This is a genomic window from Desulfosoma sp. (assembly GCA_037481875.1).
Lineage (GTDB): Bacteria > Desulfobacterota > Syntrophobacteria > Syntrophobacterales > DSM-9756 > Desulfosoma.
On the sequence record JBBFKY010000008.1, the window covers coordinates 21,892 to 46,140 of the forward strand.

The following is a 24,249-nucleotide window of genomic DNA, read 5'->3' on the forward strand; positions in this document are numbered from 1 at the left end:
ATGAGTCCTGAAGTCCTCACTGTGGCCATGTTCGGCACCCTGGTGGTGGCCGTGGCTCTCGGTCATCCCCTGGCCTATACTTTGGCGGGTGTGGCCACTCTTTTCGGTCTTATCGACAACGGTTTCAATATCCAGATGCTCTTCAACATGTATGCGAATCAATGTTGGGGTATCATGGATAATTACGTGCTGGTGGCTATCCCTCTTTTCATCTTTATGGCCCAGCTTCTGGATCGGTCCAAAGTCGCCGAAAAGCTTTTTGAGTCTCTCTACATCGTGCTGGGATCCGTCAAGGGCGGCCTTGGACTGGCCGTTGTGGTGGTCTGCACCGTCTTTGCCGCCACCACAGGCATTATCGGGGCCTCCGTCGTGGCCATGGGACTCCTTGCCGCACCCGCCCTCGTGGAAAAAGGTTACGACAAGGCCATGACCTCGGGTATCATCTGTGCGGCCGGCACCCTGGGTATTCTCATTCCTCCAAGCATCATGATGGTCGTCTACGGCGGCCTCACAGGGCTCAAAGAAACCTCCGTGGGAAACCTCTTTGCAGGCGCCGTCATTCCGGGTCTCATTCTCTCCGCCCTCTACTTTGTCTACATTCTTCTTCGCTGTCTCATCAACCCGGACATGGGCCCGCCGATCAGCAAGGAAGAAGCCGGCCGTTACTCCGGCGCTCAGAAAATGGCCATGACCATGAAGTCTCTGGTGCCTCCTCTGGCTTTGATCTTTATGGTCATGGGAACGATCTTGGGAGGCGTGGCGACGCCTACGGAAGCCGCCGGCCTGGGAGCTCTTGGTGCCTTTCTTCTTGCCGTCGCAAACCGTAAGCTGACCTGGAAAGTTCTCAAGGAATCCAGTTATGCCACTCTTCGCACCACGGCCATGGTGATGATGCTCTTTATCGGCGGGAAATTTTTCAGCGGCGTCTTTCTGCGCATGGGTGGAGGCGACGTGGTGGCGGATCTGCTCATCGGTTCCGGCCTGAGCAAATGGACCATTGTTTTTATCATGATGCTCATCGTTTTCATCATGGGTATGTTCGTGGACTGGGCCGCCATTTTACTGGTCACGGTCCCGATTTTTATGCCCATTATTCTAGAACTTGAAATCGATCCCTTATGGTTTTCCATGCTTATGTGCGTCAATCTTCAGACGTCCTTTCTCACACCACCTTTCGGTTACGCACTGTTTTATTTCGCCGGTGTCGCCCCGAAGGGCTACGACATGATGATCATCTACAAAGGCATCGTTCCCTTCGTGGTCCTGCAACTTATCGGCCTTTTCATCATCGCCTTTTTTCCAGAAACCGTAACCTGGCTTCCAAATCTCTTTTTCGGCCGATAAAACGGGTGTGTAAAAGGAACAGCTTTGTCAGTTCATGCAAAAAGACGGAAGGTCCAGGTCATGCCGTATGGGACGGAGAAGAACCGTCCCATCCAAGCTTTGAGGAGGTTTCGATGAACGATCAAGATCTGGTGGAACTCATGACCCAGAAGGCTCAGGCAGTGCAGACCTTCGTGAGCCATTGTGACGAATGGAGCGAGGTGGTGACCTACACCGTGGATCTTACAACTTCCCAGGGAGGCACGACCATTGCTCCATGGGGCCTTCCCGACCAGGTGCAACACCTTCTCGTCCAAAAAGCCGCCCAGAAGGATCTTCGTGTCTTGCAACCTCCTCTTCGCCGACACATGGAAGAGATCCACACGGCCCTCACCCCCGTCGACTGGGGCATTGCGGAAACGGGCACCCTCGTTTTGGATTCCACCTCGGAAGATCTTCGTATCGCCACCATGTTGTCAGAAACCCACGTGGCCGTGCTTTCGCGAGAACGCCTGCGTCGATCCTCCTTTGACGTGGCTGAAGCCGTCAAGTCCTGGCACGGGAATCCCCCTCGTTATGTGGCTTTTGTTTCCGGGGCCAGCCGCACGGCGGACATCGAGAGGGTTCTCACCATCGGAGTGCACGGCCCTCAACAATTGCACCTCTTGATTCTCAAGGAGGCCTGTTCATGACAACCCATGCCCCTCGAGACATCAAAACTTATCGACAAAGGCTTCGCCACGCTCTGGACAACACCTTTCTTCGCCAAACCCTCGAGACCTTCGCCGGCGCTTATAGGGAATCTCGCGCCAAAGCCTTTGAAGGCATCGACCTGGAATCCCTCATCGACGATATCGCCCGCCGTAAAGCTTCCGCCCTGCCTCGATTGGAAGAGCTGTTCATTCAGTTTAAACAACGAGCGGAAGCCGCCGGCGCCGTGGTGCATTCCGCCAAAACGGCACAGGAAGCCAACGAACTCATTGCCGCCATCGCTCGTGAAAACGGAGTCCACAAAATCATCAAATCCAAATCCATGACGGCGGAAGAGACTTTTCTCAATGCCCATTTGGAAGCACAAGGTTTCACGGTTACGGAAACAGACCTGGGCGAATGGATTATCCAGCTGCGCCGCGAAGGCCCTTCCCACATGGTGCTTCCCGCCATTCATCTTTCCAGGTATCAGGTCGCGGAACTTTTTGAAAAGGTTACCGGAGAAAAGCAAGATCCCGACGACATCGAAAAAATGGTCAAAGTGGCCCGGCGAACTCTTCGCCGAGCTTATCTGGAAGCCGACATGGGGATTTCCGGAGCCAACTTTGCCGTGGCCGAATCCGGGACGCTGGGTCTGGTGACGAACGAAGGCAACGCTCGGCTGGTAACCACACTGCCCAAAGTCCATGTGGCTCTGGTGGGCTACGACAAGCTTGTGCCCGACCTGGAAACCGCTTTAACCATTCTGAAAGCCTTGCCGCGAAACGCCACAGGACAAATCATTTCCACGTATGTCACCTGGATTACGGGGGCGGTGCCGTGCGCAGCTTCGTCTACCGATCGAAAAATTCTGCACATTATTTTTTTGGACAACGGCCGTTTGTCCTTGGCCAGGGATCCGGTCTTTTCCCAAGCCCTTCAGTGCGTGCGATGTGGAGCCTGCGCCAATGTATGTCCCATCTATCGTCTGGTAGGAGGTCACAATTACGGCCATGTCTATATCGGCGCTATCGGGCTGATTCTGACGGCTTTTTACCATGGCGTGGAAAACGCCCGGGCTTTGGTCATGAACTGCCTCAACTGTCAGGCCTGCAAGGCGGTCTGCCCCGCCGGCATCGATCTTCCGTACCTGATCAAGAACGCCATGCGCCATGTTCTGGATCAGGAAGGCCGCCGGCCCATCAAAAACATGGTGCTTGCCAAGATTCTCAAGGACCGAAAACTTTTCCACTTCCTGCTCCGTCGCGCAGCTCTGGCTCAAAAACCTCTAGCTGGCAAGGAACCTTTTCTTCGACATCTGCCGCTCTTTTTTGACAAAGCACACGGATTTCGTAGCCTTCCCGTGATTCAAGCCGTTCCTTTTCGAGACCGTTGGCCTCGCCTTCAGCCCCAAGTTAAAGACGTAAAATATCGAGTCACGCTATTCGGTGGATGCCTTGTGGATTTCGTGTATCCCGAGCAGGCGCAAGCCGTGCTGCCTCTCCTTGCCGATCACGGCGTCGCCGTGGATTATCCCGTGGACCAAACCTGCTGCGGGCTTCCGGCGCTCATGGCTTCGGAAAAAGAAACGGCTCGAGATGTGGCCGTGCACAACATAAAGAGCGTGGACTTGAGCCGCACCGATTGGATTCTCACCCTGTGCGCCTCGTGCGGCTCACACATGAAGGAAAACTATCCCAAACTTCTTGCCGGCGATCCCGTGTGGGAAAAGAAAGCACGGCAATTCGCCGAAAAAGTCATCGATTTCAGTTCATTTCTGCACGATCGGCTCAAGGTTTCCCCGGAAATTTTCACCTCATCCCAACAAAAAGTCGCTTACCATGCCCCGTGCCACCTGTGTCGAGGCCTCAAAGTGGAAAAAGCCCCTCGAGCCCTTCTCAAAACGGCCGGCTTTCAGTACGTGCCCACAAAGGACGAAGATGTGTGCTGCGGCTTCGGGGGATCCTATTCCCTGGAATTTCCTGAAATTTCTGCGGCTTTATTGCAGAGAAAACTGGATGCCGTAGAGGCGGCCGAAGCATCCATGTTGGTCACCGACTGCCCGGGATGTGTCCTTCAGCTTCGAGGCGGCGCACACAAGCAAGGGCGCCCGGTCCGTGTCTGTCACATCGCCGAAGCCGTCGCCCTCACGTACCGAAAAATGGCTGCCGGCACCGAGTCAAAAGATTCTTGAATAAGAAAAGTTTCCAAATGGAGGGAAGATCGAAAAAAGCCGGTTTCAATCCGTTTCCAGGAAAGTGCGCCGGAAGCTGGTTGACGAACACCCATGCGAACTTGCCACGTTCTTGACATCTAACCCCAGAAAAAGCCCGTCGAGGCGGCCCCATGTGTCCGCCCGGAAACCCCAAACCCCGTCGAGGCGGACCGACGTCTCCGCCTATAAACCCAAAACCCTGGAGGGGCGAACCCATGTGTCCGCCCCAAAATCGCTCAAAGCCCTTTCTGAAACAAACCTCTTCTACAGCTTCTTCAGCGCCTCTCGAGCCTCTTCGGCCCTCACGTAAATATGAGGAGCCACACCCCTTTTGGCCAGAGCATCCCCCAGCTTCATCCGCAAAAACGCACTGGTCGTATAACGAGTGACCCCTGAGTAGTAATGGTCGACCAGGTATTTGACCATGTCCGTGTAAGGATCGACCACGTCTGGAAAAATGGTGAAATTGTCGTAGTTGACTATGGCGTACACTTTGTGCCCCAAAGGTTTGAGGATCTTTTCGACGGCTTCCCGAATGACTTCCACTTCTTCCAAAGTCTTGACACTGAAGCCTTCGAAATTGACGAAGAAAAGATTTTCTTTGGGGTCGAAGACAAGACGTTGTTCCAGGGGCAGAGAAAGCAATTCTGTCTTGAGGTCCATGGGTTCGTCCCAAAAGATGCGATCATCCATGAGACGGGGTGTGCCTCGCACAATAGGCTTAAAGTCCATATGGGCCAAGATGTCCCGCTCCAGGTCCACGCCTGGAGCGATTTCCACCAGTTCCATGCCCTCTCCGGTGAGAGAGAACACACATCGTTCCGTGACATAGAGCACGGGTTTGTTGCGCCGAACAGCATAAGCCCCGCTGAAGGTGACGTGTTCGACATTGGAGACAAATTTTTTCGATTTTCCTTCCTCAAGAATGCGCAGTGTGCCGTCTTCAACAGCCACCTTAAGCCCACCCGCCGTAAAGGTTCCCATGAAGACGACTTTCTTGGCGTTTTGGCTGATGTTGATAAACCCTCCGGCACCTGCGATTTTGGGGCCGAATTTGCTCACATTGACGTTTCCTAAAGCGTCCGCTTGCGCCATGCCGAGAAAGGCAATGTCCAAACCACCTCCGTCATAAAAGTCAAATTGAGCTGTCTGATCGATGACCGCATCCGTATTCACGGCAGCTCCAAAATTCAAACCTCCTGCAGGCATCCCGCCGATCACCCCCGGTTCGGCGGTCAGGGTGAGATATTCGAGAACTTTTTCTTCCACAGCCACATTGGCCACCCCTTCAGGCATACCGATGCCCAAATTGACCACACTGTTCGCCTTCAGTTCAAAGGCAGCCCGCCGTGCAATGATTTTTCTTTCATCAAGCGGAATGGAAGGCACGGTGGTCATCGGCACACGAATTTCGCAAGAAAAGGCCGGATTGTAAGGCACTGCAAAGGTTTGCCAGTGGTTTTTCGGAGAAGCCACCACGATACAGTCTACGAGTATCCCTGGAATTTTGACCTGGCGGGCGTTGAGGGTTCCTCGCTCGGCGATACGTTCCACCTGCGCGATTACAAAGCCCCCGCTGTTGTGCGCCGCTGTGGCCAAGGAAAGGGTTTCCAGGGTCAGAGCTTCCCGTTCCATGGTGATATTGCCGTCGGTGTCCGCCGTGGTTCCGCGAATAATGGCCACATGGATGGGAAAGGTCTTGTACGCAAGAATCTCTTCCCCGTCGATGATCATGAGTTCCACCAGGTCTTCCGTGGTGATGTTGTTCAGTTTGCCGCCGCCGTTTCTTGGGTCCACAAAGGTTCCCAAACCGACGGTGGTGAGGGTTCGCGGTTTTTTGGCGGCAATATCTCGATACATGTGCACGATGACCCCTTGGGGCAGATTGTAGGCCTCGATCTTGTTCTCCATGGCCAAACGCTGGAGTTTAGGGACCAGGCCCCAGTGACCTCCCACCACACGCTTGATCAGGCCTTCATGTCCCAGATGATTCAGGCCGCGGTCTTTCCCGTCGCCCTGACCGGCGGCATAAAAGAGGGTAAGATTTCTCGGCTTTCCTGTTTCCAAGAAACGCTTTTCCAGGGCGATGGCCACTTCTTCGGCAAAGCCGATGCCCACGAAGCCACTCGTTGCCACAGTGTCTCCATCGCGAATGACTTGAACGGCTTCCTGAGCGCTGACAATCTTCCCTTTAGGCGTTCTTTGGGGAGGATAAGGGGAGAGAAAGGGGTGGGTTCCTGAGACAATTTGATTCGTCATGCCCGCTCCTTGTATGGTTTGTTGTGTGTGAAATAAAGCCACGGTGTTGTGATTTGCCTGCAAACTTTTCCAAATCGGGTTTTCCCTTTGGAGCACGGAGTTCCGGTCCGCCATTTGGCCGACGGCACGTTCGCACTTCCACGGGAGTATTCCATTTTCAGGTTTCTACGGGCGAGGCGCCGCCACGCCCACACCTTTGAAACGGCACTTCATCTAACGATGTTTGTGATTCTCGGAAAGGCAACCGGCTCCAAGGTGATCAAAGTTCAAGCCCTTGATTTTTAAAGAAACGGCGAAGCTCTATGGGGTCCCGGTAAAGATGGGAAACCATCCCCAAGGCTGCGGCCGCTTCCACGTTTTCCTTTGCATCATCGACAAACAGGACGTGGTGGGGACAGACTCCCAACCGATTCAGAACCAGCTCGTAGGCTGCCTTCCACGGCTTTCGTACGCCTTCCTCGGCTGAGCAAAAAACCGCATCGAAGAAATGCAGAATACCCCAACGCTCCAGCCATGACGACAACCCTCGAGGAGCGTTGGAAAGAACCGCCAGAGGCACACGCCCATGAAGGCTTCGAATCATGGAGATGACCGGTTCATTGGGTCTTTCGTCCGCCTCATACCGGGCTCGAAAAGCCTCCACGGCTTTGACATCGTGCAGGCCCAATCGAGGCCCGATAACGTGCCAGTATTCCTCAAGGCTTCGGCGACCCAGCAAAGTCTCTTCCCACACGGGATCATCAAACATGATACGATTGATGGTTCCCAAGGGGAGGTTGAGATCCCTTTCGTAGCTTTCAAAAAGGCTCACCGGTTTGGGCGCGGAGATGACTCGCCCGAAATCGAACAACACCGTGCGTGGGTAGTTCCGCACCTTGTCATTCCCTTTCAAAAACCTTAAGTTTCTGGGTGTCAATCAGCATCGAAAGCTGGAAAGGTAGGTTCATCGAAATGAACCAGTCCTCGCACTTGCATCCACCACAGGTTATGCCCGCCGGCTGTCTGGTGCTCATGGGATCGGGGGAACTAACCGCCAGCATGGTGGAAGTGCACAAATCCCTTCTTCGATCCAAAGGCCCCGATCCACTGGCCTTCTTTATCGATACTCCCGCCGGATTTCAACTGAACGTGGACGAGATTTCCAAGCGTGCTCAGGAATATTTTCAAACCCGTGTCGGTCGTCCTTTGCATGTGGCCTCTTTGAAATCCCGTCACGACATGGAAACACCTCAGGGACGCCGAACACTCAAGCAGTTGCAACAGGCCGATTACATTCTCATGGGTCCAGGTAGTCCCACCTATGCCGCTCGACATTGGATCGGTTCCCCTGTACCGAACCTTCTTCGATCCCGGTTGGCCGACGGGGCCGTGATCACGGCCAGTAGCGCCGCCGCCCTCAGTTTCGGATGGAAGACACTGCCCGTCTATGAAATCTATAAAGTAGGTATGGACGTGCATTGGACGGAGGGCATCGACCTTTTGGAACCGTGGGGTCTGCGCCTGGTTATTGTCCCTCATTGGAACAACGCGGAAGGAGGAACCCACGACACACGCTTTTGTTACATGGGAAAGGCGCGGTTTCAGGTTCTGGAAAAGCTCCTTCCTTCCGATGCCGTCATTGTCGGCATTGACGAGCATACGGCTCTCATTATGGATTTTTCTCAAGGCACCGCCGCTGTTCGCGGCGTAGGAACCGTGACCCTGAGAAAAACTTCCGCGTCGTATGAGAGAGTGTTTTCTTCAGGGGACACTTTTCCGTTGAGTGTTCTCTGGGCCCTTGGCACCGATGTCACGAACATAGCGGAAGAGCTTAAGGTTTCCCTAGGCGTGGCGGCTGATTCCTCCACGATCTTACAAAGTGATACCGAATCCATGTGTCAGCCGCCATCTACGCCGGACCCTGAAGATTTCCGGTCCGTGCTTCGTCATGCTGAAGATCGTTTGGAACAGGGTTTGACACACCGCAATCCAGGGGACACAGCGCGAGCCCTCCTGGACTTGGACCGACTCCTATGGGAAGCTTCAACCTTAGGGGTCCCTGCCGAAGATCTTTCTCAAGGCCGGGAAACCTTTCGGGAATGGCTCGTTCAAACGGCGCAGCGTCTGACCTTGTCACTCGAGGATAGACGAGTGGTCTTAACTCCTTTCGTGGAGGAAATAGTCCGGCTTAGACAAAAGTTTCGACAACAAAAACTGTGGCCTGTGGCCGATGTTTTACGCGATTTTCTTGCCGCACACGGCGTCATTGTGGAAGATATGCCGTCGGGCCCCCGTTGGCATTGGATTGATGGAGAAGGTTGACATCGTGGGACGCGAATGGGCTGAAACGACGGTGACCATCATCGATAACCTGGATCCCTTATGGTCTGCGTGGCGAAACGCCCGCCATCTGTGGAAGGGTGTTCCTATTTTTGTCACGCCGCCATGGCTGGAGGCCTGGCACAACACACTGGGTCAAGGCACCACCTTGAGTCTCTGGATCGCTCGTGGTCCCGGTGGTTTTGAAGGGTATTGCCCTTTGAAAGTCTTCAAAGAGGTCGGGGTTTTTGCAGGAGATCCCGAGGTGTGCGACTATTTCGATGTGGCGGCCGTACCGGGAAAAGAAGACGATGTCTGTCGGGCTTTCGTCCAGGCGGCTTGTCATATGAGTTTGAAGGCTTTGGACCTTTTCCCCGTGCGTCCTGCATCGAAGGTCATGACCCATTTGGCGCCTTTGTGTCGGACTTTAGGGTATGGTGTTTCCGTGGAACGCAGCGACGTGACGGTGGAAATGCCTCTCGATGGATCCTGGGAAGGTTACCTGCAGAGTCTCAATGGAAAACAACGTCATGAAGTCCGGCGCAAAATGCGTCGGCTGGAAGAAGCCGGATCCGTCCGGTTTCGGGTGGTGACTTCCCCGGCAGAAGTGGAACCGGCGCTGGAAGTTTTCTTTCATCTTTTTCAAAGCAATCGCGACGATAAGGCCCGTTTTCTCACCCCATCGGTCAGAGCTTACCTGGAAGCCTTGTGCCGCACCATGGGCCACGAAGGCATGTTGCGACTATCCATTCTTGATTTAAACGCGTCTCCTGTGGCCTCCGCGTTGTGTTTTGATGACGCTGAAGCTGTTTTCCTATATAACAACGGCTACGACGCCGCTTTCGGCCACCTGAGCGTCGGGCTCATGCACACGGTCTTCACGATCAAAGATGCCGTGGAGCTTGGGCGTAAACGGTATGAATTCCTGCGCGGCGATGAAAACTACAAGTTTAGATTGGGAGGACGCGAAGTTCCCTTGTATCGTGTACGAGTCTCTTTGGACACGGTTTAGGAAAATCCTTCGAGGAACGGAAAGTTCATGCGCATGTGCCACCGGTTCGATTTTCGGTCCTCAAGACCCGCCGGAACCAGTGAGCGCCCAAGGGGTCCACGGCTTCGTATCGCCATGGTCTGTGCCCATTCCAATCCTCTGGGACCCCTCGGACGCCGAGATACGGGAGGCATGAGCGTCTACATTCGCGAAATGTCTCGAGCTTTGGCTTCCCTCGGGCACATGGTGGATCTATTCGTGGGAGAACCCTTGGACGGGCCGACCTTTCTGGATAATGAAGAATCCAAGGAAACCCTGCAACGCTACTTTGGGCCCAATGTGCATTGGGTCTCCGTGCCATGCTCGACCAAGGCACCTCACAACCCTTCAGAACTGATCAAAACGACGAAATCGTTTCATCAAGCCATTCTCAGAGCTTCCCAAGACCAAGCCGTATGGACCAAGACTTTACCGGCCGCTTTTGAACACCACTTGAAGCATACGGGGAATGCTAAGACAAAGCAAAGGCCCTTTGACGTCATCTTCAGTCATTACTGGCTTTCGGGACTTGCCGGGCTTGCCACGGCTCATAGCCTGCACTTACCCCATGTGATCATGTTTCATACATTGGCTCATTCCAAGGCGGAAGCTTTAGGGCGAACCGTGGATTCTTCTTGCCGCGTGTGCGCGGAACACTTGGTGGCTTCCCAGAGCCATGGTGTGCTGGCTCCCACCGACTCGGAAAAGGAAGCTCTGATGACCCATTACGGCGTTTCACCAAGCCGCATCGCCGTGGTGCCCTGTGGCGTGGATGGATGTCTCTTTCGACCGAAGGACAGGCTTTCAGCACGTCGACAACTTCAGCTCCCTTTAGATGCCCTCGTGTATCTTTTCGTCGGACGTCTCGATCCCATCAAAGGTCTAGAGCGTCTCTTTGATGCTTTTGCACGCCTGCCTCGGTCAATACCGGCACGGCTTCTGGTGGTCGGAGGAGACGTTTCCGAAGAAAAATCCCTTGAAGCCTTTCGTAAGATGGTCGAGGCCCACGGTCTTTCTCGACGAGTCATCTTTGCAGGTCGAGTGGAACAGGCTCGACTTCCGGATTTTTACGCGGCTGCCGATGCCTTGGTGATTGCTTCCCATTACGAAAGCTTTTGTTTGGTGGCTTTGGAAGCCTTGGCTTCAGGAACACCTGTGGTGGGACCTCCTGTGGGGGTTTTACCCGAGGTCTTGTCCCGGCCGGAGGCAGGCGTGTTGCTTCGAGACAACAGCCCTGAAGAACTTCTTCGAGGACTTACGGCCATCGCCAAAGACCGATCGGGAACCGACGCTCGTCACGTGGCGGTACGCCGGGACATCTCTCTACGATATTCATGGAACCGGGTGGCTCAGGATTTAGCCCAGGCCTTGAGCGACCTCATCTATCCCGACGGGATTTTCAAAGATGAAAGGGAGACTGGATTCAATGGACTCCATCGATGCTCTCGTTATTGCAGCGCATCCGGACGATCCTGAATTCGGCGCTGCAGGAACCATCGCCAAATGGACGCGCGACGGAAAAAAGGTTGTTTATGTCATTTGCACGGACGGGGATAAGGGTACCAATGACCGCTCTATGGACCCCAAGGACCTCGCCCGGATTCGTCAGGAAGAGCAGAGGGCTGCAGCGCGTGTGCTCGGGGTTCAGGATGTGGTGTTTTTGCATTACCCGGATCAAGGGCTCGAGGATACGCCTGATTTCCGAAAGGAACTGGTCCGCTGGATTCGGTATTTTCGACCGAGTATTGTGCTTACTTCGGACCCGTACCGGCGCTATTTATGGCATCGGGACCATCGCATTGTGGGCCAAGTGGTTATGGACGCCCTTTTTCCTTATGCTCGGGACCATCTCGCTTACCCTGACCTTTTAACCGAAGGACTGGAACCCCATAAGGTCAAGGAAGCCTGGTTTTGGGCAGCGGAAGACATCAATCATCGGGAAGATATTTCGGAGACTTTTGAGATCAAGATCGCAGCTCTTCAGTGCCATGTCAGTCAGTGGAACGCTCATCCGGTGCGGGATATTCGAGCTTGGTTGGAAGAGCGGTTTCGAAAGACCGCTCAAGGGACTCCTTACACTTATGCGGAAGGGTTTCACCGAGTCTTCCTGCCCGAATGAATCACGAGGAGCCTGCCCGAGAGTTTGGAGGGAGCCGCTTCAAGCTAAGATCTAGAGGCACGGCACGTCGTGCCCCAACGTCTCGAGCCTTTTATGTTTCCGGGAGCGCGAGCATTCCAACCACCTTAAGGCCGGGCCCAAGGCCCGCCCCCGCCCAGGTAAAAGGGGCCGGCTTCGTCTTTGCTGGGGCGAGGCGCCGCCTCGCCCCTATCTTGAAATGGCCTTATAGACCTTGGTGTTGCGAGTTCTCGGGCATGTTTCTAGGTCCAAACCACGTCCCCGCAAAGGTTTTCCGGGTAACCCCTTCGCAGGAAAGCTTCAAAGGCCTTCCGTTCATAGCCTATGTTGGTCGGAGGACCATGGCCAGGAAACACCAGGACGGTGTCGGGCAGAATAAATATCTTGCGGGCAAGAGAATCGAGAATTCGGCGAAAAGCATCAGGGCTATCCGTATGGCCCGGGCCGTTGGGAAAGAGGGTATCTCCAGAGAAGAGGACATTCTGAAAGGACAGGCAGACACTTCCGGGTGTGTGACCAGGAGTGTGGCTCACGTGGACTGTCAAGGAGCCTGCGGTAATTTCCTGATCCTCCTCGAAGACCATGTCTGGTTTGACGGGAAGTCGAGGCGCATCCAGCGCATGAACCCAAACGGGAACGCCTGTTTTTTCCACGAGACTCTCAAGCCCTTGGACATGATCTCCATGGGCATGCGTGATCACCACTGCGCTTAAGGTTCCCTGAAAAGTGACGGTGTCAATACCCAAAGGCGCATCGATGAGAAGCCCGAAGCCTGTTTTTCGGCACACCAGTTCATAAGCGTTTACGGCATAGGGACCCAGAGTGTACCGGGTGACAAGGGCTTCCCCCAAGGTCAACAAAACACCGTCTTTCAGCCTCATCGCTTTCCCTTTTCAGATAAAAAGCCCCAGGAACTGCAAGCGATGTCTAACGAGCCGCTGGAGACCCTGTCATTTCGCCGGTGCCTGGGAGCCTGTTCAAGAACAGGCAAGACCATGTTTGTTATATTGCAAGGTCGGGGTGAGGCGCCGCCTCGCCCCGACAACCCTGAACCTGTATCTTTCCTTGCCGTGCTTGCCTGAACCTATGTCTTTTCTTTCTGTGTTTTAGGACGCTTCGGGCAACAAGGGCAGCCCGTCCAAGGAAGGGATCAGATCGGCAACGATTCGGGTCAGAGCGCTTACCATTTCTTCTCGGCCGTAAAAAGACACTTTTCCCGTTTTGCGCACTTTCACTTCATAAGTCCCTTGCTTCAAACCTCGCTGACTCACCACCACACGAATGGGAATACCCAAAAGGTCTGCATCCTTGAGCTTCACCCCTGGAGACTCGTCCCTGTCATCGTAAAGGACTTCCCAGTGTTTTCGAAGTTCTTCGTACAAAGCGTCCGCCGCTGTATCCACTTCAGAGCTTTTGCCTAAGGTCGTAAGGATCACCTGGAACGGGGCGATGGTCACCGGCCAAATGATACCCGCCTCATCGTGCCACTGTTCCACGGCGGAGGCCATGAGCCTTTCCACGCCGATGCCGTAACACCCCATGACCACTCTGTGGTTTTCCCCGTCTGCTCCAAGAAAGGTCACATCCATGGTGTCCGGCGCGGTGTACTTGGTGCCGAGCTTGAAAGTGTGTCCCAGCTCGATGCCTCGACGGATTTCCAGCCGGCCCGTGGCACATTGAGCGCATGTGTCCCCTGAACGCACCTCCGCTATGTCCGCTTGTTCCGAGATCTGAAAATCACGACCGGGTAAAACGTTTTTCAGGTGCACATCAATAGCGTTTCCGCCTGCAATGTAGAGGGTTTCTTGGCCCACGGACGTATCCACAACGATCCGAAGGTCTTTGCCCTGGAGACCCACGGGGGAAAGAAAGCCGCCGTAAAGTCCATGCTTTTCGAGCAGATCTTCGGAAGCCATGTCCACACGCACAGCTTTAATATGGTTGGCCAGCTTGGTCACCGAAATATTAAAGTCCCCCCGAACCACCCCCAACACCAGACGGCCGTCCGCGTCATAAGCAACTGTCTTGAGAAAATGGTCTTCAGTGGTCTGAAAGAAATCCATGAGTTGCGCGATGGTTTTAATTCCTGGTGTGGCCACTGCGGCCATGGCTGGAGGATCTGCCGGAAGGTCCTTGACGGCTGGTTTCACCCCCACGGCTTTTTCCGTGTTGGCCCTGTAGTCGCAATGAGTGCAGATCACAAATTGGTCTTCTCCATAATTGGATTCCAGCATAAATTCATGGGATCCCGTACCCCCCATAATCCCTGTATCCGCTTCAATGGGCACGGCGTTCAGCCCGCAGCGCGCAAAAATGCGTAAGTAGGCGTTGTAGATTCTTGGATAATAGCGGTCCAGATCCTCAAAGTCGGCATGAAAACTGTAAGCGTCCTTCATTTGAAATTCACGCACTCGAAGCAGGCCCGCTCGAGGTCTCGCTTCATCGCGAATCTTGGTCTGAATCTGATAAAGCATCACCGGAAGATCCCTGTAGGATCGAAGGAACTTCTTGGCGATGTCCGTGACGATTTCTTCGTGGGTCATGGCCAGCACGAATTCCCGCTGTCGCCGATCCCGAATGCGAAACAGTTCCTGCCCAATGTCGAAATAGCGCTTGGTGGCTTTCCACAATTCGGCTGGGTTAAGCACGGGCATGGTCACTTCAAGGCCGTCGATCCCGTCCATTTCTTCCCGAATAATCTTTTTGACCTTTTCAGCCACCCGGTGCCCTAAGGGCAGCAAGGAATAAATGCCGGCAGCCGCCGGATAAATGTAGGAACCTCGAAGCAGCAGCACATGGGACGGCGTCTCGGCTTCCTTGGGCACTTCGTACTGGGTGTGAATAAAACAGCGGCTATAGCGCATGGGCGGGACCTCCTTTCGATCTGACTCTCGACTTTCCGTTAGTTATTAAGGCGTTAGAACTTACCATGGCAGCCCTCTTCTCACAACTCGAAAACACCACCTGCATTTGTCGCTTGGCCGAGACTCCGGGACTTGCTATGAATCGGCACGCCTTCGAGCCATTTTGCAATGAACAATCCAACATCCCGACGCAAAGGAGCCCTTGACAGATGACCGCTCAAGAAACACCCCAAAAGACACCACCCACCGATGCACAGTCCCCGGCGCATTGGAACGTGCATGTATTGCGCGACAATGTCTTGAACTATGTGCAAGAAATCTTGCGAGATCCCGAAAACCGAGTCCCTGTGGAACGTGTAATCTTGCAACTCACCCAGGATTCGGCTTTCCAAGCGGTCTTGAAAACCTGGGACACCCTTCATGGGGTTGATCGTGTTTCGGCTTGGAAAAAGGTGCTTTCCCTCGCCGAACATCATGCCCGCGAGGTCCTGCCGGCATGCTTGCAATGCGGAGAATGCTGCCGAAAGGGCAGCCCGACACTTCATCTGGAAGACTTGCCGTTACTCCAAAAGGGAGCCATCGGCTGGAATGCGGTTTACGCCTTGAGGCGGGGGGAACCCGTGCGGTCACCGTTTAAGGAGGACCTGTTTTTTCTTCTGGATGAGAGGCTTAAGGTGAGAGAAAAGCCGGGAACAACGGAATGCCTGTTTCTGGACGCCTCAACAAATCAATGCACCATTTATGCGGACCGTCCTCTGCAGTGCCGGGCTCAGGCCTGTTGGGATCCGGCACCGGCGGAAGAACTGGCCAGAGAACCGTACCTGACACGCCGAGATATTTTCAAGGACGTGGAACTCCTCCTGGATGTGATAACCGAACACGATCGTCGTTGCCGTTTCGATCAACTGGCCGCTGCTTTCCAAGAGCTGGAAGCCACCAAAGGGGCTTCGGTGGAGAACGTCCTTCGGCTTTTGGCCTACGAGGATCATTTTCGAAACTTCATGGCCGAAAAGCTGGGTATTCCAAAGGAACATTTGGAACTGGTTTTCGGGCGAAGTTTTGCGGATTTGGTTCAGGTGTTCGGATGCCGGGTTCGCATCGAACCGGACGGCACCCGTGTCCTTGTGCCCGACGAAAACATCCATACCCAAGCCAAGGTATCCTTGTAGGGCGCACCGGTATGGGCACCCCAGTTTTTCCCACACCAAGGGGCTTGGGGCGGTCCCACCGGTCCAGCCCTACCGTCGTGGCGGTCGAAACCGGACACATAAGGCCGCCCGTACCACATTTTGATGTCGGGGACGAACACGCCGGGCCGCCGCTCCAAGTTAGCAGGTTCGGTTAGAAAACGCGCCGCGCGTTTTTTCAAAAAGGTTTCGTAGCTCGAAAAGCTTCATGCCGAGGGATAACCAAAGATCGCGTAACGAACCTCCTCTCCAACCTTGGTGGCCTTGGCCAGTTCGAGATGGCGTAGGACCGCAAAATCCGAACGGAAAGTGCCCTCATCAATTCCCAGAGTCTCGAGAATGGTCTCCAAAGACACAGGGCCTTGTTGTTCAAGAAGCCGTAAAAGGTCCTTCTGGCGATCCGTTAATCCGGCTTGGCCCTCGCCGGTTTTCTTCGCACTATACACTGCCCATGGATCGCAGACCTTTGGTGTGGCCACTTGATCCAAGTAGCAGTCCTCACAAACCACCTGACCGGAAATTTCGTACCGATCGTCTTCCGCCGTAAGGAGCCTCCCGCATCGAGCACACAGCGTCATGGACTTCCACCTCCTTTGTAGTCCGAAAAAATTTTTTGGGTTCCTAAGAGATTGCCCATGAAAGCCGAAGCGACCTCAGGGATCCATGATTCCCGCATAAAGTTTCTAAACATAATCCGTGTGTTTTTTGTAAAGTTTTCTCTCCTCTCAGCCGAATGAACCTATAAGTTGACACTGTTAAGTTAAGATTTCTTCTAACAAGAAGAAAGGTCTTAAGAAATGCTGCGCACTCGAAGTTTCATGATCTTCCTGACGGTGACATTTTGCCTGATAGGTTTGTCTCTGGTTGCCGTCCGCTGGATTATGGTGGATTCCATAGACAAAATGGACAAAGTTGAACGCAGGTTGGCCGAAAAGGCCATGGAAAGTATTCGAGCCGTGCTGAAGTCGCAACTCACTCAGTTGGCCGTAACAACCCGAGATTGGGCTTTCTGGGATGCCACTTACCGGTTCATCGACGACCTTAACCACGAATACATCGAAGAAAACTTGACCGCCGACACTTTACCTACTCTTTACCTCAAAGGCATGCTCTTCTATGACAAAGATGGAGAGCTGCGACACCAAGCTTCGTTTGACTTCGAAAAGGACGAGGAAACACTTTTCTCAGAAGATCTCCTAAGTGAAATTCAATCCACCTCTCCTCTGTTTCAATCCCCAGAGGCCAGGGACTGCACCTCAGGAATTTTCATCCATGAAGGGAACGCGCTCCTTGCCGCCGCCTGCCCCATCCTCACCAGTCAAGGCGAAGGACCGGCTCGAGGAACGTTGATCTTTCTGAGAGAAATCGATCAAGAGGTCAAGAATCTCTGGCAAATAACCATCGGCCGTCCCGTCATGGCAACAGTGGCTGAATCGGACAAAAAGGATTCTTTTACATCGCTGTCTGAACCTGAAGTGTTTTTAGAATTTTTTCCCGATCACATTACGGGGAAGCTTCTGATTCCTGGACTTCAGAAAAAAGCCGTGCTGGTTCTGGAAACCTTGCTGGAACGTTCCATTCATCGGGAATCGGTGCGATCGGTGGAGCTTTTTGCCACGGCACTGTTGGTGTTGACCATGTGGGCTTTAGGGGCTTTGTGGTACTTTGTGGACCGAAAGGTCTTTCAAAGGATCGGCCCTCTGGTTTTGAAGATTCGAAACATCCCTTCCGTTCATGAGAACACACGGCGCGAATCACACGTGGACGAAATCGCGTTTCTCCGTAAGTCCATCGATGATTTGCTTTCTGTCCTGGAGAGGAATGTAGAGGAAAAGCTGGAGCAGCACCAAGAGCTCCACACGATCCTGGAATCCAACCCCGTGGGGATTATCCTTGTGGACGCAGAGAAAAGAACGGTGACATGGGCCAACTCCAAAGCCCTGGAACTTATGGGACGTTCCCTCGGTGACATTCTCAACAAGCCTTGCAAGGACGTGGTCTGTCCTGCTCAACACGCCGAGTGCCCTGTTCTGGACAAGGGACGGACCGTGCGGGATATCGAATGCAATCTACCCACCAGTGACGGCAGGGATGTGCCGGTCCTACAGAGTATTGCGGAGGTCACGTATAACCGAAAGCGCCATTTGCTCGAAGCGGTCATGGATCTTCGACCTCAGAAGGCTTTGGAATCCCAACTGGACCGAGCCAAGAAATTGGAAACGGTGGGTCTTGTCGCCGGAGGCGTAGCTCACGACCTCAACAACCTTCTCACGACTCTGGTAGGTTACCCCGACATGCTTCTTCGCCGCATCGATCCCACAGACCCCATGGTTCGCCATCTGACTTTGATTCGGGACGCCGGCCTTAAAGCGGGCGCCATCGTTCAAGACCTTCTGTCCCTCGCCCGACGCGGTGTTAAACGCCATGAACATTTTGATTTGAGCGACTTGGTTCATCGGGTCTTTTCTTCTCTGGAATTCGCCGAGCTGCGAAGTTCCTATCCCGAGGTACGATTTCAGATGGAAATGGAAAGCCGCCGTCTTTACTGCGTGGGATCTGAACCCCATCTGGAAAAAGCGCTTTTGAATCTGGTGCGTAACGCCGTGGAGGCCGTCGACCGTACCGGCACCGTGCATGTAGTCCTCAGCAGCCTAGAACTCAATCAACCGAAGTTCGGCTTTGAAACCGTGCCTCCGGGCCGATGGATCCTCGTGAAGGTTCAGGACACGGGGATCGGCGTCGCGGCGCAGGATCTGCCGCACCTGTTCGAGCCGTTCTACACCAAGAAAAAGATGGGGCGAAGCGGGACGGGTCTCGGCATGACTATCGTCTGGCATGCGATCAAAGACATGGGCGGCTTTGTGGACGTGGAAAGCACACCGGGTCGAGGAACCACCTTCACATTGTATCTTCCAGAAGCCGATCCCCCAACCGGCCAGGAATCAAAACATGAGTTTCTGCAAGCTTTTCCCAGAGGTTCGGGCGAAAAGATTCTCGTGGTGGAGGACATGGAAGATCAAAGAACGTTGATGCAAAACCTCCTTACGGATCTCGGCTACCGCGTCACAACGGCATCCAACGGCCGCGAAGCCCTAGCTTTGGCCGCCGGTCACAAATTCGACGCTCTGGTCCTGGATATGAGGTTAGGGGACGACATGGACGGTCCCGACGTTTATCGCGAAATTCAAAAGCATCATCCAAACATCAAAGCCCTCATTGTCAGTGGGGACGTCTCCGGGGATCGGGTAGCTGCCGTCGAGGCATTGGGTGTTTCCCATTTCCTGCCCAAGCCCTATGGCTTGGAAAAGCTTGCGGAGGCCGTCTACGCCGTGCTTCATGAGGGCTCAAGTAAGGCTTCGAACGCATCCATGTCCCCCGAGTAGGAATCCAATCACCGACCATCTTTCAGGAAATCGTTCGAACCAGCGGGATAGCCGCCGGCCAAAGATTCCAAAGCCAGGAGGAGTGCCTGCGTACCCTTACGGCCATGACCTTGAGCCTTGACGGCGGTGTAAAGTTGATGGACCAAAGCGAGTCCAGGCAAAGCCAGTTTCATGCGTTGAGCTTCTTTGAGGGCGATCCCCATGTCCTTGATGAAGTGTTCCACATAAAAGCCGGGCTCAAAATCGCGGCGCATCATGCGCGGTACCAAATTGTCCAAAGCCCAACACGCCGCAGCGCCTCGGCTGATGCTTTGAAGAACCCTTTCAGGATCCAGTCCGGCGCGCGTTGCGTAAAGAAGGCTTTCGCACACGCCGATCATGGTGCCAGCTATAACGATCTGATTGCACATCTTGGCGTGTTGGCCCGATCCCGCTGGACCATGATGTACGATGTTTTTACCAAGCAGTCTCAGCAAAGGCTCAACGGCTTGAACCACCTCGGCATCTCCTCCGACCATGATGGAAAGACTCGCCTGCCGTGCACCCACATCACCTCCGGATACAGGAGCATCCACAGCCCAGGCCCCATGGCGTCGAGCTTCGGCGTCAATACTTTGTGCCAACCGAGGTTCTGTCGTGGTCATGTCCACCAGGATCATTCCTTCCCGAACCGCTGAAAAGATACCATGAGAACCAAAATAGACCTCACGCACATCTTCGGGAAATCCCACCATGGTGAATACCACATCCGATGACTCGGTCGCTTGGGCTGGCGATTCCGACCATTGGGCTCCAAGCTTCAAAAGCGGCTCGGCTTTGGATCGGTTTCGATTGAAAACCTTGATGCGATACCCAGCATTCAAGAGGTGGGCACACATGGCAGATCCCATGACGCCTGTGCCGATCCAGCCGATTCGAGTCCAGGATGGATCACAGATTTTTATGGAGGAGTAGCTTTTGGATGCCATGGGCATGCTCCTTGTTCGCTTAATAGGAATGCCAAGGGACAGCCTGTGTAAGGCGAGCCCCTAGGGTTATTGACTTAGTTCCAGGTGAACACGTAGGTCCGCTTCTACGGATCATGGATCAGGGGACGCCCGCACGGGTTCGCCCTTCCATGCGTTGGTTCAGGGGGGCGGATACGTGGGTTCGCCCTGACACGGTCGGTGCTCATGGCGCAGAAATATCATTCAGCTTCGGTGCAAATCAAAAATCGTCCTTCACTATCAGTCCTTTGAAGGTCGTACCCAGGTGCCGAGGTTCTTGTAGGTTCGTGTGATGGCTTTCAACTGGTCACGGCGTTCCAGGAAAAGGTGCTTCATGCTCTGAAGCCATTTCAAATGAGCGACGGCATCTTCCCTGGTGAGGAACAAAGGGTGTTCGCCTCGAACGGTCTCCACCACAAAAGATGTTCCCGTCCACCGAAGTGTTCCCTCACTACTGCAGGTCATGCACCGAACCTTCTGAACATTCGATGGGGCGGGGTCGTGGCAAGGAAGGTACCGAAAGGTGTCGCCGCCGCAAAGAGGGCACCTTAGGTTTTTGGCATCTGAAGGTTCCGCCCCATGTTCCAGAGCCTTCGCCAACCGTTGAGCCGCAGTCCTGCCGGCTTCATCCAGCAAAACCTCTCCGGGAAGAGCCCCGTAAAGCACTTCAGATCCTCGATGATCCGCCAAAATAAGCTTCAAGAAACTATCCACCATGAGCTTGGTGTAGCCTTCAAGACCTTCCACACCGGCGATGGCCACACCTACCGCAGGCTTGGCCCAGAGAGCCTCGATGTGAGCGTAGAAGCTTAAGCCTCGATCCAGCAGACGTTTCAGACTGGCATTGGCCCCGAGAAAGTACGTGGGAGCTGCCAGCACGATTCCATCGGCCTTTAGCAATTCGTTCAGCACCAATTCCAGATCGTCCTTTTGCACGCATTTCATAGGTCCAAAAAGACACTGATAGCAGGCCAGGCACGGGCGAATGTCTAGTTCGGGAAGCCTGAGAAGCCTTAAATCCCACGAACCTTCGAGACAGCGATGGATTTCTTTGACGAAGATTTCACTGTTGCCGAATTTTCTTGGTGAACCCACAAGACCCAACAAAGTTTTCATGTGGCTGCTCCTGTACGTTTTAATCCTTGAGTTCAGGCAATGGCGTCAAAAGCATCAAACCGCGCCTGATGCGGTTTTGCCACCATACCGAGAAAGTCGTTCATGTGTAAACACGGATTCGGGATGGGCGAGAGGGCGGACACATCGGTCTGCCTCTACATAGGTGATGGGGGGACCCATCGGTCGGCCCCTACAGGTGTTGCGGGGGTCAGCCAGGGGGAATGGGATTGTGGAATCGAGGTGTTCGAAGGCTTAACCCGGCAGGATCAAGGGACGTTGATCGTTTCAAGGTGAACCGCTACAATGCCTTGCGGCCTGGAACCCGCAAGGAGGCGACACATGGTTGAAAAAGTGGTCATTATGGGAGCGGCGGGACGTGACTTTCACAACTTTAACGTCTACTTTCGACATAACCCCAGATACCGGGTCGTTGCCTTTACAGCCGCGCAAATTCCTCATATCGATGGACGGCGGTATCCTTCGGAATTGGCCGGACCCGAATACCCAGACGGTATTCCTATCTATCTGGAAGAAGACCTGCCGGAACTGATTCGAAAACACCATATCGATCTTGTGGCTTTTTCCTACAGCGATGTGCCTCATGTGGAGGTGATGCACAAGGCGTCTCTGGTCATGGCCGAAGGCGCTGATTTCATCTTGATCGGCGCCACCTATACCATGCTTCGATCCTCCAAACCTGTGATTGCCGTGTGCGCCGTGCGGACCGGATGCGGGAAATCCCAAACCACCCGCAAAATCTGCGAAATCCTTCGTTCCCGTGGTCTACGCGTGGTGGCCGTTCGACATCCCATGCCTTACGGAGACCTTCGAGCACAAATCGTTCAACGTTTTACCAGCTTCGAGGATTTCGATCTTCATCGATGCACCATCGAAGAACGTGAGGAGTATGAACCCCTAGTGGAACAAGGCATCACGGTTTATGGCGGGGTGGACTATGAGATTATCCTTCGGGAGGCCGAAAAGGAGGCGGATGTGATCGTCTGGGATGGAGGAAACAACGACACGCCGTTTTACTACCCCGATATTCACATCGTGCTGTTAGACCCTCACCGGGCCGGCCATGAACGCTTGTACTATCCCGGGGAAACCAACCTTCGCATGGCTCACATCGCCATCATCAACAAGGTTGACACGGCCAGCGCCGAAGCGATTCACCTGGTTCGTCGAAACATTGAGGCGCTGGCTCCCAAGGCTGACATCCTTCTAGCCGAATCCCCCGTGGTCGTTTCGGACCCCGAAAAGATTCGTCATAAACGCGTCGTTGTCGTAGAAGACGGCCCCACTCTGACCCATGGGGAAATGCCTTTCGGAGCCGGCATGATTGCAGCCAAGAAATACCAAGCCGCTTGTGTTCTGGATCCCAAGCCTTATGCTAAAGGAAGTCTTCGAGACACTTATGCGCAATACCCCCATATTGGACCGGTTGTACCCACGATGGGATACAGCCCACAACAGATCGCCGACCTTGAAGCAACCATCAATGCCGTGCCGTGTGATCTTGTCCTTTTTGCAACACCCATTCAGCTAACACGCGTTGTGAAGCTAAAACATCCCTCTGTGCGCGTGCGCTATGAATACCGCGATCACGGCACCCCCACTCTCGAAGAAACCTTAATGCGGCGCCTGCCTCAGGTTTTCGAACGTAAATTGACACGTAGCAAAGGTTAAAAATCCAAAAAAAGAGTCAAAACCGTCTTACCAAGGCGCCTTAAGAGCAACGCTGGAGAAGGAGCAACCGTGAGTCCCATACAGACGCGAAAACCCATACTTCTCGTGGCCTTGGGCGGGAATGCCTTGATTCGGAAAGGGCAAAAGGGGACCATTGACGAACAGTTTGAAAACCTTAAGGTGCCTATGCGCCAGATCGCCAGACTCACGGAATCCTTTCGCATTATCATCACCCACGGCAACGGTCCCCAGGTAGGAAACCTCATGCTGCAGCAGGAATGCTGCCCGGACGTGCCTCGCTTACCTCTGGAAATCCTTGTGGCTCAAACGCAAGGACAGATCGGTTACATGATTGAATCCACTCTGGACAGCGAACTTATGGCCTTGGGTATTGTGACGCAAAAACGCTTGGTAAGCCTTATCAGTTATGTGGTTGTGGATCCAAAAGACCCGGCTTTTGACGATCCTTCTAAACCCGTAGGCCCGGTTTATGCCGAAGAGGTCGTTCCAACCCTGCCGTTTCCAGTGAAAAAAACACCTAAAGGCTACCGCCGTGTGGTGGCTTCCCCTAAACCGCTTACCATCGTGGAACAAAAGGAAATCCGCCAACTCATCGCCATGGATTTCGTGGTCATTTGCTGCGGCGGAGGCGGCATTCCCGTGATTCGAGAAGGCCGCGGTTTTTGCGGTGTGGATGCCGTCATCGACAAGGATCTGGCCAGCGCCAAGCTGGCCCGCCAGGTTGGAGTGGACATTTTTTGTATTGCGACGGATGTGCCCGGCGTGTACCTGAATTACGGAACACCCCAGCAACGCTTTCTGCCTCGCCTTACGGTGGACGAGGCCGAACAGTATCTGGCTCAAGGGCACTTTCCCCCGGGATCCATGGGCCCCAAGGTGGAAGCGGCCGTGGAATTTGTTCGATCCACACGAAAACGCGCCGCCATCGGTCCCATCGAAGACATCGAAGGAACCGTCGCAGGCATTCAAGGAACGCAGATCACCCTAGAATCTTAATCTTTCGTCGCATCAGCCTTCGTTTTCTCGTTCAAGCCTTCTGCTGCACGGTTTC

18 protein-coding genes are annotated in these 24,249 nt (G+C 54.0%); 11 read left to right on the top strand and 7 right to left on the bottom strand.

All coding sequences use genetic code 11. The annotated features are described in order from the left end of the window. The 3 genes from WHS46_11045 (at nt 1) to ldhH (ending at nt 4,207) form a co-directional block, all read left to right on the top strand. Nucleotides 1-1,344, top strand: a complete 1,344-nt coding sequence (locus WHS46_11045) for a TRAP transporter large permease subunit (GenBank protein ID MEJ5349209.1) — start codon at nt 1-3, stop codon at nt 1,342-1,344. Nucleotides 1,345-1,457: 113 nt separating this feature from the next. After that, entirely contained in the window at nt 1,458-2,015 is a 558-nt protein-coding gene (locus tag WHS46_11050) for a lactate utilization protein (protein MEJ5349210.1), read from the top strand. Next, nucleotides 2,012-4,207 (top strand): L-lactate dehydrogenase (quinone) large subunit LdhH, encoded by a 2,196-nt coding sequence (gene ldhH / locus WHS46_11055; GenBank protein ID MEJ5349211.1) that lies wholly within the window; start codon nt 2,012-2,014, stop codon nt 4,205-4,207. Before WHS46_11050 ends, ldhH begins: the two co-directional genes overlap by 4 nt. A gap of 285 nt (nt 4,208-4,492) precedes the next feature. Here the strand turns inward: ldhH and WHS46_11060 are convergent, their stop codons facing one another. Together WHS46_11060 and WHS46_11065 are read right to left on the bottom strand one after the other, a co-directional pair. Beyond that, nucleotides 4,493-6,487: an acyl CoA:acetate/3-ketoacid CoA transferase gene (locus WHS46_11060; protein MEJ5349212.1), complete on the bottom strand. Its 1,995-nt coding sequence runs from the start codon at nt 6,485-6,487 to the stop codon at nt 4,493-4,495. A 259-nt stretch (nt 6,488-6,746) separates the two neighbouring features. Beyond that, on the bottom strand, nt 6,747-7,361 hold the full coding sequence (locus WHS46_11065) for an HAD family phosphatase (GenBank protein MEJ5349213.1): 615 nt from the start codon (nt 7,359-7,361) through the stop codon (nt 6,747-6,749). 77 nt (nt 7,362-7,438) lie between these two features. On the opposite strand from WHS46_11065, the gene WHS46_11070 reads away from it, so the two are divergent. Genes WHS46_11070 through WHS46_11085 form a run of 4 tightly spaced genes read left to right on the top strand, consistent with a single transcriptional unit; the run spans nt 7,439 to nt 11,934 of the window. After that, nucleotides 7,439-8,788: a hypothetical protein gene (locus WHS46_11070; protein MEJ5349214.1), complete on the top strand. Its 1,350-nt coding sequence runs from the start codon at nt 7,439-7,441 to the stop codon at nt 8,786-8,788. A gap of 4 nt (nt 8,789-8,792) precedes the next feature. After that, a complete protein-coding gene (locus WHS46_11075; protein MEJ5349215.1) occupies nt 8,793-9,797 on the top strand; it encodes a GNAT family N-acetyltransferase in 1,005 nt (334 codons plus the stop codon). A gap of 27 nt (nt 9,798-9,824) precedes the next feature. Then, a complete protein-coding gene (locus tag WHS46_11080; protein MEJ5349216.1) occupies nt 9,825-11,291 on the top strand; it encodes a glycosyltransferase in 1,467 nt (488 codons plus the stop codon). Next, nucleotides 11,242-11,934: a PIG-L deacetylase family protein gene (locus WHS46_11085; protein ID MEJ5349217.1), complete on the top strand. Its 693-nt coding sequence runs from the start codon at nt 11,242-11,244 to the stop codon at nt 11,932-11,934. Before WHS46_11080 ends, WHS46_11085 begins: the two co-directional genes overlap by 50 nt. 260 nt (nt 11,935-12,194) lie before the next feature. Here the strand turns inward: WHS46_11085 and WHS46_11090 are convergent, their stop codons facing one another. Together WHS46_11090 and WHS46_11095 are read right to left on the bottom strand one after the other, a co-directional pair. Further along, nucleotides 12,195-12,833: an MBL fold metallo-hydrolase gene (locus WHS46_11090; GenBank protein ID MEJ5349218.1), complete on the bottom strand. Its 639-nt coding sequence runs from the start codon at nt 12,831-12,833 to the stop codon at nt 12,195-12,197. Nucleotides 12,834-13,058: 225 nt separating this feature from the next. Then, the gene (locus tag WHS46_11095) at nt 13,059-14,816 is read right to left on the bottom strand and encodes a proline--tRNA ligase (protein MEJ5349219.1); all 1,758 of its coding nucleotides are present in this window, start codon (nt 14,814-14,816) and stop codon (nt 13,059-13,061) included. A gap of 209 nt (nt 14,817-15,025) precedes the next feature. Here WHS46_11095 and WHS46_11100 point away from each other — a divergent pair, with 209 nt between their 5' ends. Continuing rightward, nucleotides 15,026-15,985: a YkgJ family cysteine cluster protein gene (locus WHS46_11100; protein ID MEJ5349220.1), complete on the top strand. Its 960-nt coding sequence runs from the start codon at nt 15,026-15,028 to the stop codon at nt 15,983-15,985. Between the two features lie 224 nt (nt 15,986-16,209). On the opposite strand, the gene WHS46_11105 is transcribed toward WHS46_11100, so the two are convergent. Next, entirely contained in the window at nt 16,210-16,581 is a 372-nt protein-coding gene (locus WHS46_11105) for a DeoR family transcriptional regulator (protein ID MEJ5349221.1), read from the bottom strand. Nucleotides 16,582-16,800: 219 nt separating this feature from the next. Between WHS46_11105 and WHS46_11110 the strand changes: the two genes are divergently transcribed. Further along, nucleotides 16,801-19,386, top strand: a complete 2,586-nt coding sequence (locus tag WHS46_11110) for a CHASE4 domain-containing protein (protein MEJ5349222.1) — start codon at nt 16,801-16,803, stop codon at nt 19,384-19,386. A gap of 8 nt (nt 19,387-19,394) precedes the next feature. Here WHS46_11110 and WHS46_11115 read toward each other — a convergent pair whose 3' ends face one another. Then, nucleotides 19,395-20,354: an NAD(P)-dependent oxidoreductase gene (locus tag WHS46_11115; GenBank protein MEJ5349223.1), complete on the bottom strand. Its 960-nt coding sequence runs from the start codon at nt 20,352-20,354 to the stop codon at nt 19,395-19,397. A 258-nt stretch (nt 20,355-20,612) separates the two neighbouring features. Then, nucleotides 20,613-21,488, bottom strand: a complete 876-nt coding sequence (locus tag WHS46_11120; GenBank protein MEJ5349224.1) for a flavodoxin family protein — start codon at nt 21,486-21,488, stop codon at nt 20,613-20,615. A 339-nt stretch (nt 21,489-21,827) separates the two neighbouring features. On the opposite strand from WHS46_11120, the gene WHS46_11125 reads away from it, so the two are divergent. Together WHS46_11125 and WHS46_11130 are read left to right on the top strand one after the other, a co-directional pair. Further along, on the top strand, nt 21,828-23,177 hold the full coding sequence (locus WHS46_11125) for a cyclic 2,3-diphosphoglycerate synthase (GenBank protein MEJ5349225.1): 1,350 nt from the start codon (nt 21,828-21,830) through the stop codon (nt 23,175-23,177). Nucleotides 23,178-23,246: 69 nt separating this feature from the next. Further along, nucleotides 23,247-24,194 (top strand): carbamate kinase, encoded by a 948-nt coding sequence (locus WHS46_11130; GenBank protein MEJ5349226.1) that lies wholly within the window; start codon nt 23,247-23,249, stop codon nt 24,192-24,194. The last annotated feature ends 55 nt before the right edge of the window (nt 24,195-24,249 follow it).